General features: G+C 70.9%; 10 protein-coding genes. 4 read left to right on the plus strand and 6 right to left on the minus strand.

All coding sequences use genetic code 11. The features are described 5' to 3' along the window. The first annotated feature begins 4 nt into the window (after nt 1–4). Nucleotides 5–1,570: an MDR family MFS transporter gene (locus tag IEZ27_RS36850; RefSeq protein ID WP_189651493.1), complete on the plus strand. Its 1,566-nt coding sequence runs from the start codon at nt 5–7 to the stop codon at nt 1,568–1,570. 72 nt (nt 1,571–1,642) lie between these two features. Here IEZ27_RS36850 and IEZ27_RS36855 read toward each other — a convergent pair whose 3' ends face one another. Then, the gene (locus IEZ27_RS36855) at nt 1,643–2,662 is read right to left on the minus strand and encodes a LacI family DNA-binding transcriptional regulator (RefSeq protein WP_189651494.1); all 1,020 of its coding nucleotides are present in this window, start codon (nt 2,660–2,662) and stop codon (nt 1,643–1,645) included. Between the two features lie 127 nt (nt 2,663–2,789). Here IEZ27_RS36855 and IEZ27_RS36860 point away from each other — a divergent pair, with 127 nt between their 5' ends. Together IEZ27_RS36860 and IEZ27_RS36865 are read left to right on the plus strand one after the other, a co-directional pair. Then, a complete protein-coding gene (locus IEZ27_RS36860; RefSeq protein WP_189651495.1) occupies nt 2,790–4,043 on the plus strand; it encodes an MFS transporter in 1,254 nt (417 codons plus the stop codon). Next, nucleotides 4,040–6,745: a family 78 glycoside hydrolase catalytic domain gene (locus tag IEZ27_RS36865; RefSeq protein ID WP_229824684.1), complete on the plus strand. Its 2,706-nt coding sequence runs from the start codon at nt 4,040–4,042 to the stop codon at nt 6,743–6,745. Before IEZ27_RS36860 ends, IEZ27_RS36865 begins: the two co-directional genes overlap by 4 nt. Nucleotides 6,746–6,828: 83 nt before the next feature. Here the strand turns inward: IEZ27_RS36865 and IEZ27_RS36870 are convergent, their stop codons facing one another. From IEZ27_RS36870 to IEZ27_RS36885, 4 genes are all read right to left on the minus strand, one after another. Beyond that, nucleotides 6,829–7,455 (minus strand): response regulator, encoded by a 627-nt coding sequence (locus IEZ27_RS36870; protein WP_125629672.1) that lies wholly within the window; start codon nt 7,453–7,455, stop codon nt 6,829–6,831. Next, on the minus strand, nt 7,452–8,654 hold the full coding sequence (locus IEZ27_RS36875; RefSeq protein WP_189651496.1) for a sensor histidine kinase: 1,203 nt from the start codon (nt 8,652–8,654) through the stop codon (nt 7,452–7,454). Before IEZ27_RS36875 ends, IEZ27_RS36870 begins: the two co-directional genes overlap by 4 nt. 5 nt (nt 8,655–8,659) lie before the next feature. Next, the gene (locus tag IEZ27_RS36880; protein ID WP_189651497.1) at nt 8,660–10,867 is read right to left on the minus strand and encodes an MMPL family transporter; all 2,208 of its coding nucleotides are present in this window, start codon (nt 10,865–10,867) and stop codon (nt 8,660–8,662) included. Nucleotides 10,868–11,124: 257 nt separating this feature from the next. Further along, nucleotides 11,125–12,369 (minus strand): Gfo/Idh/MocA family protein, encoded by a 1,245-nt coding sequence (locus IEZ27_RS36885; protein WP_189651498.1) that lies wholly within the window; start codon nt 12,367–12,369, stop codon nt 11,125–11,127. Between the two features lie 146 nt (nt 12,370–12,515). On the opposite strand from IEZ27_RS36885, the gene IEZ27_RS36890 reads away from it, so the two are divergent. Further along, on the plus strand, nt 12,516–13,682 hold the full coding sequence (locus IEZ27_RS36890) for an ROK family transcriptional regulator (protein WP_125629664.1): 1,167 nt from the start codon (nt 12,516–12,518) through the stop codon (nt 13,680–13,682). Between the two features lie 81 nt (nt 13,683–13,763). On the opposite strand, the gene IEZ27_RS36895 is transcribed toward IEZ27_RS36890, so the two are convergent. Continuing rightward, nucleotides 13,764–15,560 carry a discoidin domain-containing protein gene (locus tag IEZ27_RS36895; RefSeq protein ID WP_189651499.1) on the minus strand — a complete coding sequence of 599 codons (1,797 nt, stop codon included), beginning with the start codon at nt 15,558–15,560 and terminating at the stop codon, nt 13,764–13,766. Nucleotides 15,561–15,708: the final 148 nt, after the last annotated feature.

Genomic DNA, 15,708 nt, shown 5'->3' on the forward strand with positions numbered 1-15,708 from the left:
CGCAATGACCCGTCTCGGCATCTTCGGACTGCTCATCGGCATGTTCCTGGCCATGCTCGACGGCCTGATCGTGGGCACCGCACTGCCCACGATCGCCGGTGACCTCGGCGGCCCGGACCAGTTGCCCTGGGTGGTGACCGCGTACATGCTCGCCGGCGCGGCCACCACTCCGATCTGGGGCAAACTCGGCGACCTGTTCGGCCGCAAGGCCACCTTCATCACCTCGATCGTGTTCTTCCTGGTGGGATCCGCACTCTGCGGCCTGGCGCAGGACATGACCCAGCTCATCGCCTTCCGCGCCGTCCAGGGGCTCGGCGCGGGCGGGCTCATGGTCGGCGCGCTGGCCATCATCGGTGTCCTGGTCCCGCCTCGCGAGAGCGGGCGGCTGCAGTCGATGATCGGCGTCATCATGCCGGTCGCCTACGTCGGCGGACCTCTGCTGGGCGGCCTGCTCACCGACCAACTGAGCTGGCGCTGGACCTTCTACGTCAACCTTCCCCTCGGCGCCCTGGCCCTGCTGCTCATCGTCACCCGCGTCCATGTGCCACCCGCCGTACGCGCCCGGCCTCGCATCGACTACGCCGGGGCGACCCTGCTGACCACCGCCACCGTCGCCCTGACCCTGCTGGCGGGCGGGACGTCGTGGATCCTCGGCGCGATCGGCCTGCTCGCCCTGGTCGCCTTCGTGGCCGTGGAACGTCGTACGGCGGAGCCGATCATGCCGCCCCGGCTCTTCGCCGACCGGAACTTCACCCTCGCCCAGATGCTCAGCCTCCTGGTCGGCGCGGTGATGCTCACCGTGACGAACTACCTGCCGCAGTACATGCAACTCGTCCAGGGCGCCTCCCCGGCGGCCAGCGGCATGCTGCTGCTCCCGCTGATGTTCGGCATGCTCGGCGCCCAACTGGTCACCGGCCGCCTCATCAGCGCCAACGGCCGCTACCGGATCTACCCGATCCTGGGCGGGGCGCTCATGACCGCGGGTGCGCCGGCCCTGCTGCTCCTCGACGGCGACACCCCTGCCGCCCTCGCCTCAGCCCTCACCCTCCCCATCGGAGCGGGAATCGGGCTGGTGATGCAGAGCACCACCCTGATCACCATGAACAGCGCCGATCCCCGCGACATGGGCGCCGCCAACGGCACACTCACCCTGGCGCGCACCGTCGGCGGATCACTCGGCATCGCCCTGCTGGGCAGCCTGTACGCCGCCCGGATGGGGGACGGTCTGGCCGCCCGCCTGGGCCCGGCCGAAGCCGACCGCCTCACCACGGGCGGCGAACTCACCCCCGCTCTGCTCCCGGGCCTCCCCGAACGGACGGCGGATGCCGTACGGCTGGCCGTCACCGACGGCCTGCACGTCATGCTCCTCGGCACCGCCGTTCTCGGTGCGGCCGTCTTCGCCCTTTCCTGCCTGGTCCGCGAAACCCCGCTGCGCTCCGGCGTTCCCGACGCGCCACCCCCGCCGGGCGCGCCGGAGCCGCCGGGCCGATCCGCCAGGCAGCGCCCGACGCGGCTGACGCAGGGCGGGGCATTCGATGTCGTCGATTCCGGCTCAATCGCCCCAGGGTGAGTGCGACCAGGTCACCGGCTGCGACGTGACTCCCGGGTGACTGCCGGCGCGGCGATCGATCGGCCGGTGGCGTCAGGGGAGGCGTACGGGTCCCGTGGACTCACGTTCGATCAACGCCGGCCGCGACACCCATTCCCGTGCCTCCGTGCGCGCCTTGATCCGCTCCAGTGCCAGGTCGGCCGCGACACGGCCCATGGCGGTGCCGTACTGGGCGACGGTGGTGAGCGAGAAGCGCGGGTGCGAGGCGAACTGGGTGTCGTCGTAGCCCACGACAGAGACATCATCGGGCACTCGTAGCCCATGCTCCGACAGCGCCCGCAGGCTCCCGAAGGCTCCTTGGTCGGACCCGACGAACAGCGCGGTCGGCGGATCCCCCCGGTCGAGCAGCGCCGCCGTGGCCCGGTGGGTCTCGGCCTCGCTGCCACCGCAGGTCACCACCGACAGGTACGAGTCGAGCCCCAGCCGTCGCATCGCCTCACGGTAGCCGGCCTCGCGTACGGCATGCGGGCTCAGCATGCCAGGCCCGGAGACGTTGTGCGAGAGGTGAGTGATCCGCCGGTGACCCAGCGCCGCCAGGTGCTCGACGGCCAGGGCCGCGCCCGCTCGGTCGTCGTTGACGACGCGGTCGTAGTGGTCGCTCGCGTCGTGCCTGGCCACCACCACCGTCGGCAGCCGCTGGGCGAAGGAGTCGAGCCAGGAGGCGCGCACCTTCGGCGAGACGACGATGACCGCCTCCACCTCGCGGTCCCACAGCGACTCCATGCCGGGGTTGCGCTCGCTGGTCTCGTGGTCGAACGGCGAGACGAGCATCCGGTAAGGGCCGGCGTCCAGCTCCTCGTAGACGCCGTCGAGGATGTCGGCGAAGAACTGGCCACGCAGCAAGGGGACGGCCACCCCGATGGTACGGGTGGCGGTGCGCATGGCGCGGGCGGCCTCCCGGGGGCGGTAACCGAGCTCGGCGATGGCCCGCTCGACGCGTTCGCGCATGCGCGGGCTCACGCCGTAGGCGTCGCGCAGGACTTTCGACACGGCAGCCCGTGACACTCCTGCCGCGGCGGCGACGTCGGAGATCGTGGGGCGCGAGGAACTCATGTCAGCAACATAGCGGTCCGGAACTTCCCTCTTGAAAAATGTAGATCGATCCACAATAGTCGCTTCACACAACGCGGACCGACGGCGTGCGGGCCCGCGGAACCCCCTACACGAGGTATCGACGCAGATGACACAGACGACGGCCAGGCGTGCCTGGAGGACGGCCGCGCTCGGCGGCATGGCCTCCTACATGGACGCGGCCACCATCGTGGGGACCGGCACCGCGCTGGTTCTGTACAAGCAGCAGCTCGGGCTGAGCCCGTGGATGATCGGCACGGCGTCGTCCGTCCTGACGCTGGGCCTGGCCCTCGGAGCCGTGTTCGGCGGACGGCTCGGGGATCTGCTGGGCAGGCGCAGGGTGTTCACATACGACCTGGTCGTCTTCGTCGCCGGTCTCCTGCTGCTCGCCTTCGCCGTCCAGCCGTGGATGATCTTCGTCGGTGTGGCCGTCACCGGTCTGGCGATGGGCGCCGACATTCCGACCTCCTTGGCGCTGGTGGCCGAGGAGGCGCCGGAAGGCCGGCGTGCCAGGCTTGTCGCCTTTTCGCAGGTGCTATGGAGTTGTGGCGGATTCGCTGCCTACCTCATCGCGTTCCTGGTCTCAGGGACCGGAACGATCGGCGCGCGGATCATCTACCTGCACGTGATCGTCGTGGCCTTGGTGGTGCTCGTACTGCGCCGGAGGCTGCGTGAGTCGGAGGAGTGGGTACGCGAGCGCGACCGGCAGCAGGCCGGCCCGGCCGAGGGCGTGCGCGGCGATTCCTGGCGCGTGCTGACGTCCAGGCCGCTCCTCGGCGCCGTCGTCGGGCTCGGTCTCTTCTACGCCGTCGGCAACCTGGTCGCCAACACGTTCGGCCAGTTCCAGACGTTCCTGTTCACCGAAGTGGCCGGGGCGCAGGTGTCGACGGCCACCCTCGTGGGGATGCTGGCCTATCCGCTCGGATTCCTCACCATCCTGATCTTCATGAAGTACGTGGACGGGCCCGCCCGGATGCTGCTCTACACGATCGGTGTCGCGATCATGGCGATCGGAACGGCGATCCCGCTGATCGTGGGGCTGAACACGGTGACGCTGATCATCCTGAAGTTCGCCATCACGATCGGCGCGAGCTTCGCCGGCGAGGTCATCTTCAAGGTGTGGTCGCAGGAGTTCTTCCCCACCCTGATCAGAGGCACCGCGCAAGGCGTCGCCATAGCCTTCACCCGCTTCGTGGCGGCGGGCTTCGCGCTGGTCACCCCGGCGATCGCCGACGCCAGCCCCCAGGCGCTGATGGTGGTGCTGCTCGCCGCCGTGCTCGTCGCCGCCCTGATCGCCTGGACGTGGATCTTCCCGCTGCGCCGCCGCATGCAGGCGACCGCCGACCCCGTGGCGGTCCGGTGAGCGTCGACCTGCGGCTGCACGGCATGCCGGCGCCGCGACCGCGTCTGTCCTGGCGGACCACCGAGCCGTTCGACGCCTACCGCGTCGAGCTCACCCTCGCCGGCAGGCCACCCGTCGTCCACACGGCGGAGGGCGCCGAACAACTCGGCGTGCGATGGCCGTTCGCCCCACTGGACTCCCGCGCCGCCGGAGCGCTGCGCGTCAGCGTCGGCAGCCGAGGCCGCTGGGGCGACTGGAGCCGGCCGCTGGCCTTCGAGACGCCGCTCTTCGGCGCCGGGGAATGGAGCGCGCGCTTCGTCTCGCCGCGGACCCTCGGCGGGGTGCTCACCGCCGCACCGCTGCTGAGCCGTACCGTGAAGCTGCCCGCGGCGGTGACACGCGCCCGCCTGCATGTCACCGCGCTCGGGCTGCACGTGACGCGGATCAACGGCGAGCGCGTCACCGACGAGGAACTGGCGCCCGGCTGGACCAGTTACGGCCGGCGGCTGCGTTACCGCACCCACGACGTGACCGCCCTGCTCAGGCCGGGCGAGAACGAGGTCACCGCGCTGCTCGGCAACGGCTGGTACCGCGGCAGGCTCTACTGGCGCGGCCAGCGAGCCCTGTACGGCGACCGGCTCGCGCTGCTGGCGCAACTCGAGATCGAGTGCGCCGACGGAAGCACGCACCTGGTGGTGACCGACGAGAGCTGGCGGGCGCACACCACGGGCGTCCTCGCTGACGACCTCTACGACGGACAGACCACCGACCTGCGGATCGGGCGCGGCGCGGGCGAACCGGTGGATGTGCTCGACGAGCCGCTCGACCAGCTCTTTCCCGGCGACTCTCCGCCTGTTCGGCCGGTCGCCGCAGTGCCGGGCGGCATGCGGTACGCGGCCCCGTCGGGGGAGCTGCTGGTGGATTTCAGGGAGAACCTGGTGGGCTGGGTACGGCTGCGCGTGCGCGGGCGTGCCGGGCAGGAAGTCGTCGTCCGGCACGCCGAAGTACTGGAGGACGGCGAACTGGGCATCCGCCCTCTGCGCAGTGCTCAGGCCACCGACCGCTATGTGCTGGCCGGTGGGCGGACCGAGGTGCTGGAGCCGTCGCTGACCTTCCACGGCTTCAGGTACGCGGGGCTGCGTGGCGTGGCTCCTGAGGAGATCGAGTCGGTCGAAGCAGTCGTGCTCAGTTCCGACCTGCGCCCCACAGGGCATTTCCGCTGCTCGGATCCCGATGTGCAGAAGCTCCACGACAACGTGGTGCGCAGCATGCGCGGCAACTTCCTCGACGTGCCGACCGACTGCCCCCAGCGGGACGAGCGGCTCGGCTGGACGGGCGACATCCAGGTCTTCGCACCCGCGGCCGCCTTCCTGGCCGACTGCTCGTCCTTCCTGTCCTCGTGGTTGCGGGATCTGGCGGCGGAGCAGTTCGAGGACGGCTGCGTGCCGTTCGTCGTGCCGAACATCCACCACAACATCCTTCCCGCCGCCGCCGCGTGGGGCGATGCGGCCACGATCGTGCCGTGGACTCTCTACGAGCGTTACGGCGACGCCGAGGTGCTGCGCGAGCAGTATCCGAGCATGCGGGCGTGGGTGGAACGGCTGCACGCCTTCGCGGGGGAGGACGGTCTGTGGGCCGGCCGGTTCCAGTTCGGCGACTGGCTGGACCCGGCCGCCCCGCCGGACGCGCCCGGCGACTCCCGTACGGACAAGGACCTGGTCGCCACCGCGCACTACATCCGCAGCACCGACCTGCTGGCCAGGACCGCCGCCGTGCTCGGCCTGAGCGAGGACGCGCGCCGCTACCGGGACCTGGCGGCGGAGGTCAGGCGTGCGTTCGCCTCCGCCTACGTCACAGAGCGCGGGCTGATGGTCAGCGACACTCCCACGGCTTATGCGATGGCCCTTCACTGGGACCTGCTGCCGACGCCGGAGCAGCGGGAAGCGGCCGGAACGAGGCTGGCCGACCTGGTGCGGGCCAACGGCTTCCGGGTGGCGACCGGATTCGTCGGCACGCCGCTGATCACGGACGCGCTCACCGAGGCGGGATACCCGCACCTGGCGTTCCGGCTGCTTCTGGAGCGCTCCTGCCCGTCGTGGCTCTACCCGGTGACGATGGGGGCGACGACGATCTGGGAACGCTGGGACAGCATGCTGCCCGACGGCTCGATCAACCCCGGCCAGATGACCTCGTTCAACCACTATGCGCTGGGCGCGGTCGCCGACTGGCTGCACCGGCGGGTGGCCGGCCTCGCGCCCGCCGCCCCCGGCTACCGGCGGATCGAGGTCCGCCCGCTGCCGGGACATGGTCTGACCTGGGCAGAGGCCGACCTGGAGACCCCGTACGGCACTGCGGGCGTGGCGTGGCGGATCAGTGGCGGCACCCTCGTCCTCGAAGCGCGGGTCCCGCCGGGGACCGAGGCGATCGTGCACCTGCCGGGGCGGGAACCGTTCCGAACCGGACCCGGCCATCATCAGTGGAAGGCCGAGCTGCCGCCGCCGGCGTCGCCGGAAGTGATCGCGGACGCCGTCGACGACGCCCGGTTGTGGGAGCGCCTGACACGAGTGATGACCGCCCATGGCGTGATCGGCGATCCGGCGGCCCTGGCCGCCCGTGGGTTGCGCCTGCCGCTGTCCGAGCTGGCCTCCGTGGTCACCCCACGTGCCACACCGGAACAGGTCGCGCGGCTGCAGTCGGCCCTGGACGAGCAACTGCGGCCGTGAGCCGAGGTCGGGCCGGGCGTGGACCTACCCGCATCGGCCCGGGCGGGCAAGAACGAGCCAGGAGCTTCGTGACCTGAGCATTCTCATGGTCGGCGCAGCAGCCCTCGCTCCATGGCCCTCACGACGGCGTGCGTGCGATCGTTGACCTCCAGCTTGGCGAACAGCCGCAGCAGGTAGGTCTTCACCGTGGCTTCCGCGATGACGAGCCGGCTGCCGATCTCGGCGTTGGTGAGGCCGTCGGCCACCGCGTTGAGCACGTCGAGTTCGCGTGGCGTCAGCGTCGCCTGAGCGGGTCGTCGCATCTTGGCGATCAGCTTTTCCGCCACGCGCGGAGCCAGTACGGTCTCGCCGCGTGCCGCCGCGTGGATGGCGTCGACGAGTTGCTCGCGGGTGGTGTCCTTCAGCAGGTAGCCGATGGCGCCCGCCTCGACGCCGCGCTCGATGTCGGCGTCGGTGTCGTACGTGGTGAGGATCAGCACACGGGTGCGCGGATGCCGGGTGACGATCTCGGCGGTGGTCGCGACGCCGTCCAGGATCGGCATGCGCAGGTCGACCAGCGCGACGTCCGGATCGTGCCGCTCGACCAGGGCAAGCGCCGCCCGGCCGTCGCCGGCCTCGCCGACGATGTCGATGCTGTGCTCACCGGCCAGCAGGGCGATGACCCCGGCCCGCATCACGGTGTGATCATCGACCACGATCACGCGGGTCATACCGGCACCTCGCTCTCCAGGGGAATCATCGCCAGAACCCTCGTCCCGTCTCCTGGAGAGCTGGTGACGGTCAGTTCGCCGCCCAGCTCGGCCAGGCGTTTACGCATCCCGTCGAGGCCGAACCCCGGCGGACGCCCCACGTCGAAGCCGACGCCGTCGTCGGTGATCTCCAGCTCGACCTCGGCCGCGTGCCGCGCCAGCACCACGCCCACCGTGGACGCCCGCGCGTGCTTGCGGACGTTGGCCAGAGACTCCTGGGTGCAGCGCAGGAGCGCGATGCGGGTCTGCTGGTCGCAGTCGACGTCGGCGAGTTCGGCGACGACGGCGAGCCCGGTGTCCTCGGTGAAGCGATCCAGGGTGCGCCTCAATGTCCGAGCCACCGTGCCCACGGCCGGCCATCCGGGTTCGCGTGCCGAACCGACGAGTTCCCGCGCCTCGGCGAGGTTCTCCCGCGCCGTCGCCTCGATCGAGCGCAGTTGCTGCTCGCTGCGGTACGGCGCGGAGTCGAGCCCGGAGCGCGCGGCCTCGGCGAGCACGACGATCGAGGCGAAGCCCTGCGCCAGGGTGTCGTGGATCTCGCGTGCCATCCGTTCCCGTTCGTCGGCCGCGCCCTGGCGCTGGTGCGCCTGCGACAGTTGCGCCTGAGCCCGCTCCAGCTCGCCGATCAGCCGAGCCCGTTCGCGGCTCTCCTCCAGTACTTGGTGCACCCAGGTCCCGATCAGGACGCTCGCCGAGTAGACGATCAGTGTGGAGATCACGTTGGAGCTGAAGAAGTCCGCGCTCCAGCCCACCCGCAGCATGCTGCCGGCCAGCGTGCCCACCGCGCCCAGAGCGCTGAAGCCGACCGACTCCCGCCACGATCTGGCCAGCACCCAGAAGTGCGGCAACGTCACCATGAACAGGGCCGCGTACCCGTCACGGAGATAGGACAGGCCGCTCAACGACAGGACGAGCACCCACAGATAGGTGTACGGCCGCAGCACCCGGTTGCCCGGATATCTCATGACGACCGCGTAGCAGGCGGCCAGGACACCCAGCAGGACCAGGGACCAGGTCTTGTCTTCACCGGGCGGATCGAGGACCACGACGGCCGCCGTGAACAGCCCGTACAGCAGCCAGGAGACGGCGTTCCACCGCTGGAGGGCCTTGCCCCAGACGGGGGGCGTATGCCGGTCACCGGCGCTCGACCACGACGTCATGTCGCTCAACCTACTTCGGCGGCCCGGCTCTCAGGCACGTCGCCGCGGCCTCCACCGGTTCGGCCGTCCCGCGCCACGCCCCGTGACGGCCACCAGCTCAGGCGTCCCAGCAGGAGCAGCGCCGACGGCAGCGCCAGGACGCGGACGACGAACGCGTCCAGCAGCACACCGGCCGCCAGCACGAAGCCCATCTGCTTCAACTCGATCAGGTCGACGAAGATGAAGCTGACGAACACGGTCACCATCACCACGGCGGCACTCGTGACCACGCTCGCCGAAGCGGCCACGCCGTCCAGGACCGCCCGGCGCGTGGGCAGGCCGCTCATCGCCGCCTCTCGGACCCGGCTCACCACAAAGACCTGGTAGTCCATGGACAGTCCGAAGAGGATCACGATCAGGAACAGCGGAACGCGTGACCCGATCGACCCGGTGGAGGTGAAGCCGAGCAACCCCTCGGCCCAGCTTCCCTGGAAGGCCAGGACGAGAACGCCGACGGCGGAGGCGGTGGACAGCAGGTTCAGCACGACGCCGAGAAGGCCCAGCACCACCGAGCGGAAGATCAGGAGCGTCATCACGAACGTGGCCAGCAGCAAGGCCCCGAGCACCAGCGGGATCCTGTCCTGTTGATGGGCGGGGTAGTCCGTGAAGCGGGCCACGTCGCCGGAGACCGCCCACTCGGCGCCCGGTATGCCGCCGACGGCCGCCGGCAGGTAGTCGTTCCTGAGGTGTGCGAGTGAGGCGAGCGCCTGCGGCGAGTCGTTGCGATACGGAACCGACAGCGCGAGGGTGCTGACACGCGCATCGGCCGACGTGCGCACGTGTGGCGTGCCCGCGAACGAGACATCGGCCCGCGTGCGCCGGATCACCTCCGCCAGCGCTCTACGCACCTGACCCGCCCGGGCGGCCTCGGCCCGTACCACGACCTGATGCGTGACCCGCATCTCGGGGAACGCGGCGACGAGCCGATCGCGAACCTGCATGGCCGGGATCTGCCGCGAGTACGTCTCCAGGCTGATCTCCGTCAGCTTCAGGCCCGTCACCGGGGCGGCCAGGGCGAGCAGCGCCAGGATCGATGCGGCCAGCGTGATCGCGGGATGCCGGACGGCGGGCCTCATCAGCGCCTGCCACACCCGGCCCGGTTCCTTTCCGGCCCGTACGAGCCTGCCCCCGCCGGCCCGGCCCGCTCGGCGCGCGCCGCGTCGCTCACGCCGCCGCCCGACCAGCACCAGCACCGCCGGCAGCACGGTCAGCGAACTCGCCACCGCCACCAGCGTGACCACGATCGTGGCGGTGGCCAGCGAGGAGAAGATGACATCGGAGGCGAGATAGAGCGTCGCGCCGCAGACGGCGACGGCCAGTCCCGAGCCGGCGACCGCCCGCCCGGAAGTCGCCGCGGCCAGCTCCACCAACGCCTCAGGCCCGACCCGGCCCTCGGATCGGGCGCGTTCCTCGCGCTCCCGCTTGAGGTAGAACAGCGAGTAGTCGACGCCGACCGCCATGCCGATCAAAATGATCACATTGGTGCCCACCCCGGCGTCGGGAAAGACATGTGAGGCCACCATCGCCAGGCCCATCGCCGCCGCGATCGAGGACAGCGCGAGCAGCAGCGGAATCGCGGCAGCGACCAGCGACCCGCAGACCAAGAGCAGAACCACCAGGGTGACGGGCAACGCGATCGCCTCCGAACGCGCCAGGTCCGCGCCACGCTGGGCGTTGACCCCCTTGCTGATGGAGGGAGCACCGGTCTCCTCGACACGCAGATCCGGGTGGCGCGCCCGCACCGCCGCAGTTTGCGCGATCAGCGGATCCACCTGCTTCTGCGCACCCAGCTCCGGCCCACGCATGGTCACCCTGACCACGATCGCCTTGCCATCCGCGGACCGTACGGGCACCGCCACACTCTCCACCCCGGGCAGTCGCTCCATCCGCGCCTTGATCTCGTCCGCGGCCGCCTGCCCGGCCGAACCGGCAGGATCTCCGTTCCGCCGGGAGATCAGCACCTGCTCCTCGGGCTTACGTTGCAGCCCTCCTTCGGCCGCCATGGCCTCGGCACGCCCCGCCTCGCCCACCCGGTAGTCCTTGGTGGTAGCGCTGTTGGTGCCGACCGCCATGCCGATGATCAGGCACAGGACCACGAACCCCAACCAGGAAACAAAGGCACGCCAAGGGTGGCGGGCGCTCCAGCGCGCCGCGCGTACAGCCAGTTCGCTCATACGAAGAGCGTCGCGGAACGGCAGGTGTCACCGGGAGCATCGTCCGGTCGTACCTGCTGTCCACCGTTGGGTGGACAGCAGGTACGACCTCCGTAGACTCCATCACCGCGGCCACGACCCGCGCCGGCTACGCCGAGACGCTCACTGTCACCGGCGCCCGGTTCCCGGCGGCCGCCCTCCACCCCGGGCACCACGCCGCGGTGAGAAGGTGAAGCGACCCCGGCCCGAGGTGAGGCGGGCGGGCGCCGGGATCGTCGTCACAGGGCCTCCACGCTCCTGCTCCGGCGGGCGCGCTCGGCGGCCCACACGACCAGGTGCCCGGCCAGCGCATCGGCCGGCCCGGCGCCGAGCGGCGCCTGGTCCCCGGCGGTGACGGCGTCGATGAACGCCCTGACCAGGCCGCCGTCGCCACCGCCGTGGCCGTCGGCCAGGGACGCGCCCGCCGCCGTCCCGGTGTCGATCGTCTCCTCGGCGCCGGTCACGAAGTCGACGACCCTGATGTCATGTCCGTCCCCTTCGGCGTACCCGCGGGTGCCGAAGATCCGGGTCTTGCGGTGCTCCAGCGGCGTGAACGCCGTCATGGTGAACGACGCGGTCGCGCCCTTCGCGAACTCCATCGTGACGACCTGCTGGTCGACCACGTCGTTGTCGCAGTCGTAGACGCAGCGGCCGTACGGGCCGCTCTCCAGCGCGCGCGTGACGCCCGCCTCGGTGGCGTCGGAGGTGACGGCGCCGAGCGGCCAGAACTCCCGCCGCGGATCACCGAGGCAGCCCAGGTAGAGCCGCTTGGCGGAGTAGGGGCAGTCCGGCTCGACCGCGCAGCTCACGCAACGCGTGCTCGCGCCCTCCGGGCGGTTCTCCGGCCGGAAGTGGGTCAGCGAGCCGAAGGACGACACCGCGACCGGCGCCTCGCCGAGGATGTGGAGCAACCAGTCGATGTCATGACAGGACTTGGTCAGCAACATCGGCCCCGACTCGGCCGCGCTGCGCCAGGAACCCCGTACGAAGGAGTGGGCCATGTGCCACCAGCCAACCGGCTCCAGGTGCTGCACGCTGGAGATCGTGCCCAGCCGGCCGCTGTCCAGGAGCTTCTTGAGCACCCGGGTGTAGGCCGTGTAGCGGAGCACGTGACAGACCGCGAACACGACGCCGCTGCGCTCGACCGCCTCGACGATGCGGCGGGCCTCCGGCTCCGTCGGCGCCATGGGCTTCTCCAGCAGGATGGCGTAACCGAGCTCGGCGAAGGCCACGGCCGGCTCGACGTGCAACCGGTCCTGGGTCGCGATGACCACGGCGTCGGCGAGCTTCGGCACGGCTGCCAGCTCGTCCCACCCGGCGAAGCAGGCGCTGTCCGGCAGGCCGTGTTCGGCGGCCATTTTGGCCCGCCGCGCCGGGTCCGGGTCGGCCACGGCCACGACCCGCGCGCGGCCGTCCGCGGCGGCGGCTCCGGCGTAGATCTGGCCGCGCGCGCCGGCACCGACGATGGCTATAGTCACTGTCATTCGCAATGCTCCCTTATTATGGTTTCCATAGATAGTCACGAAAACGGCGTCGCCGTCAAGATCTCTCGCCGCAGGACGATCGAGGTGGAAGCCATCGAGGCTTCAGCGATATAAGTCAGAGACCATTGATAGTGAGGAGCGACACCGTGCAGGTCAGTGGTGGGGACCTTCAGCGGCTGCGCCAGCTGAACTCCCTGAGCAGCATCCGTGCCCTGCGTGAGGCGCGCGATCCACTGACGCTCACCGAGCTGTCCGCCCGGACGGGGTTGTCGCGGGCCTCCGTCGGCGACGTCGTCACCGATCTGGAGCAGCGCGGCTGGATCGCCGAGGAACGGCCCGCGCCCGGCGCCATGGGCCGGCCCGCCAAGCGCTACCGCTTCCGCACCGACGCCGGTCACGTGCTCGGCATCGACGTGGGCGTCCACAAGGTCCTGGCCGTGATCACCGACCTCGCCGGCCGGGTCGTGGCCAGCGGGCGAGTCGCCGTCGACCGGCACACCGCCCAGCGGGAGCGGCTGGAGGCCGTGTGGCGGGCCGTCGACGCCGCGCTCATCGCCGCCGGCCTGACCGTCGCCGACATGTGGGGCGTCACCGCGGGCACCACCGGCGTCGTCAACCGCGAAGGGCTCGTCACCCGGGTCAACGACCTGCCCGACTGGCCCGGTGTCGACCTCGTCGGGCATCTCGGGCAGCGGCTTCCCTGCCCGATCGCCATCGAGAACGACAGCAAGCTCGCCGCCCTCGCCGAGCAGCGGCTCGGGGTGGCCGCCGGGGTCCAGGACCTCGTCTACCTGCACGTCGGCCGCCGGCCCGGTGCCGCGCTCATCATCGGCGGACGCCTTCACCACGGGTTCAGCGGGGCCACCGGCGAGGTCGGGCTCATGGAGATCACGGGCTGGAGCACCATGGCCGGGCGGCTGGAGAGCGGCGCGACGGCCGAGGGGGCCTCGCCGGAGGAGGCCGCCCGGCTGGTCTTCGGCGCGGCCCGCGGCGGCGACCCCGACGCCCAGGCCGCGGTGGACGCCTACGCCCGCCATCTCGCGCTCGGCACCGCCGCGATGGTGCTGACGCTGGATCCCGAACTGGTCGTGCTCGGCGGCGGCTTCTCCCGCTCGGCCGACGTGCTGCTGCCCGCGCTGCGCCGGGCGCTCGAACCGCACTGCGTGCGCGTGCCCGACGTCCGGCCCTCGACCCTCGGCGAGGAGTGTGTCGCGCTGGGTGGGGCCTGCCTGGCGCTGGATCATGTCGATGATCGCTTCTTCTCCCCGGCGGGCTCCATCTCCAGCCCCGCCGCCCCGCAGCGCCTCACCTGAAGCGCCGCCCCACCTTCTCCCCGGCCTCACCGAAGGCCGCCGGCCGGGCAGGGGGAAGCTGCCCGGCCGGCGCCACCGGCGTCAGGACTTCTCGTACGGGATGATCTCGGCGAGGGCGGAGGCGCCGCCGATGCCATAGTCGGAGCGGAGCCTGATGTAGCGTGCCGAAACGCCATCGAGGCTGACGTCGTTGGGCGCGGTCATGCGCGGCCAGTTGACGGCCTTGACGTCGCGGAAGGTGACGCCGTCGTCGCTGACCTGCACCATGCCTTCGAGGATGGTGCCGTTCATGTTGGTGCGCAGCTTGGGCTGGAACCGTACGGCCGACAGCTGCCTGACGCGGCCGAGGTCGACGGTGATGGTGTGCGGCTGCGCGGGCACCTCGGGGTAGTTGGAGTGGAAGTCGGTCGTCAGCTTGCCGTCGACGGCGTTGCGCGGGTCGCCGATCCCGGGCTTGAAGGTGCTGGCGGTGGCCTTGAGCTCGGCGGGCGGGACGCGGCGGCCGGCGGGCTCCGTCGGCCAGATGTCGCGTCCCTTGCCCGGCTCCTCGCTGACGGGCTCCCGGTCGGGCCCGGTCCCCTTGCCGCGGATCAGGATGTCGGTGATGACGGAGCCGTGGTCGGAGTAGAAGGGGTACGGCCGGTCGAGCGGGGTCTGCTGGTGGCGGGGAAGCCGCCGGGTGTCGGCCCGCGACCCCAGGATGCGCACGTCCTCGCCGCGGGCGAAGACGTAGTCGATCCGGCCCGGAATGGCGCCCATGCCGTGATACGGGCTCCACGTCCGGCCTGGGTAACGCCCGGCGTCGGGGTTGGCGTACCGGAAGGTGTCCATGAAGCCGGCGTCGGTGTACAGCTTGGTGTACGGCCACGGGAGGACCACGCCGCCGTGGCCGGGGGCGTCGGCGAACTGCTCGCTCCAGTCAAGGTGCGACTGCGCGTTGAGGTCGCCGCCCATGAGCACGGGGGAGTCGTCGTCGCCGATGTACGACGGGATCGCCTTCTCCAGGATGGCCTTGCCCATGGCGACCCTGCGGAAGTTGTCGTCCTCCAGGATCTGCTCGTCGGTCTTGGTGCGGGGCAGGCCGTGGGTGTTCTGCACGGCCGCGTCGTGGGTGTCGCCGTAGGCCCAGCCGTCGTGCCAGGTCCACAGGCTGAAGGCGTTGACGTGCTTGCCGTTGGGCAGGCCGAGGCGGGCGCCGCCGATGTTGAAGGAGTCGATGTCCGCGTCGGCGTAGCGCGGATACACCTTCTCGACCTTGAGCTTGGTGTAGAGCCACAGGTTGTCGCCGTTGACGCTGTAGTCCTCCGGCGTGGTGAGCTGCGTGCCGGTGAACCGGTCGCCCTCGGACCGTCCGGCGTTCAGTCCGTCGAGGATCTTCTGCCCGGACCCGTACCCCTCTACCACGAAGAGGATGTCGGGGTTGACCTCGTTCATGTAGTCGATCATCTGAGCGAGGTTCTCGCCGGTCTTCTCCTGGCGATCGAACGTGCCGCCCACGAACAGGTTCCACGACATCAGCCGCAGTGGCACGCCCACATGCTTGGCCGGCATGGAGGTGACGGAGACGTCGACCGTGACCTCCTTGTCGGGCAGCGTGAACGGCCGGGTGCGTACCTGCCCCTCGCGGCTGTACATGGTGTCCCGCGCCCACACCTGGTCACCGCTCCTGACGGTGGTGACGTACTCCTCGACCTGGTTGGGCCGCGCCTTGCCGGTGGCCACCACGGTGCAGGTGCTGCCGGGGCCGCCCGTGCCGTCGCACTCCAGACGGTGGCTCGGCTTGTTCCCGCGGTCGGCCGCGGCCGCGGTGGTGTTCGTGGCGGCGAGCAGCCCGGTCAAGGCCACGGCGACGGCCAGGGACGGGGTTGAGAAGCGCATGAAGCATTCCCTTCGCGGGGGTCTCAGGGCATGGAAGGAGAGCCGTCGGCTGGGCGGGTGCGGGGGCGGGGTTCGGGGGAGGGGGTTGGGCGGCGCTCAGTTGAGTCGCGCGGGTCGTCCGGGCGGCCTTGAGATCGGCTGCCGGGAC

Origin of the sequence: Nonomuraea spiralis (assembly GCF_014648435.1) — a bacterium.
GTDB classification, from domain to species: Bacteria; Actinomycetota; Actinomycetes; order Streptosporangiales; family Streptosporangiaceae; genus Nonomuraea; species Nonomuraea spiralis.

Bases quoted from the DNA above. Each gene is read 5' to 3' on its own strand.
- IEZ27_RS36870 (WP_125629672.1), bottom strand. From the start codon at position 7,455: ATGACCCGCGTGATCGTGGTCGATGATCACACCGTGATGCGGGCCGGG.
- IEZ27_RS36895 (WP_189651499.1), bottom strand. From the start codon at position 15,560: ATGCGCTTCTCAACCCCGTCCCTGGCCGTCGCCGTGGCCTTGACCGGG.
- IEZ27_RS36885 (WP_189651498.1), bottom strand. From the start codon at position 12,369: ATGACAGTGACTATAGCCATCGTCGGTGCCGGCGCGCGCGGCCAGATC.
- IEZ27_RS36880 (WP_189651497.1), bottom strand. From the start codon at position 10,867: ATGAGCGAACTGGCTGTACGCGCGGCGCGCTGGAGCGCCCGCCACCCT.
- IEZ27_RS36860 (WP_189651495.1), top strand. From the start codon at position 2,790: ATGACACAGACGACGGCCAGGCGTGCCTGGAGGACGGCCGCGCTCGGC.
- IEZ27_RS36875 (WP_189651496.1), bottom strand. From the start codon at position 8,654: ATGACGTCGTGGTCGAGCGCCGGTGACCGGCATACGCCCCCCGTCTGG.
- IEZ27_RS36855 (WP_189651494.1), bottom strand. From the start codon at position 2,662: ATGAGTTCCTCGCGCCCCACGATCTCCGACGTCGCCGCCGCGGCAGGA.
- IEZ27_RS36850 (WP_189651493.1), top strand. From the start codon at position 5: ATGACCCGTCTCGGCATCTTCGGACTGCTCATCGGCATGTTCCTGGCC.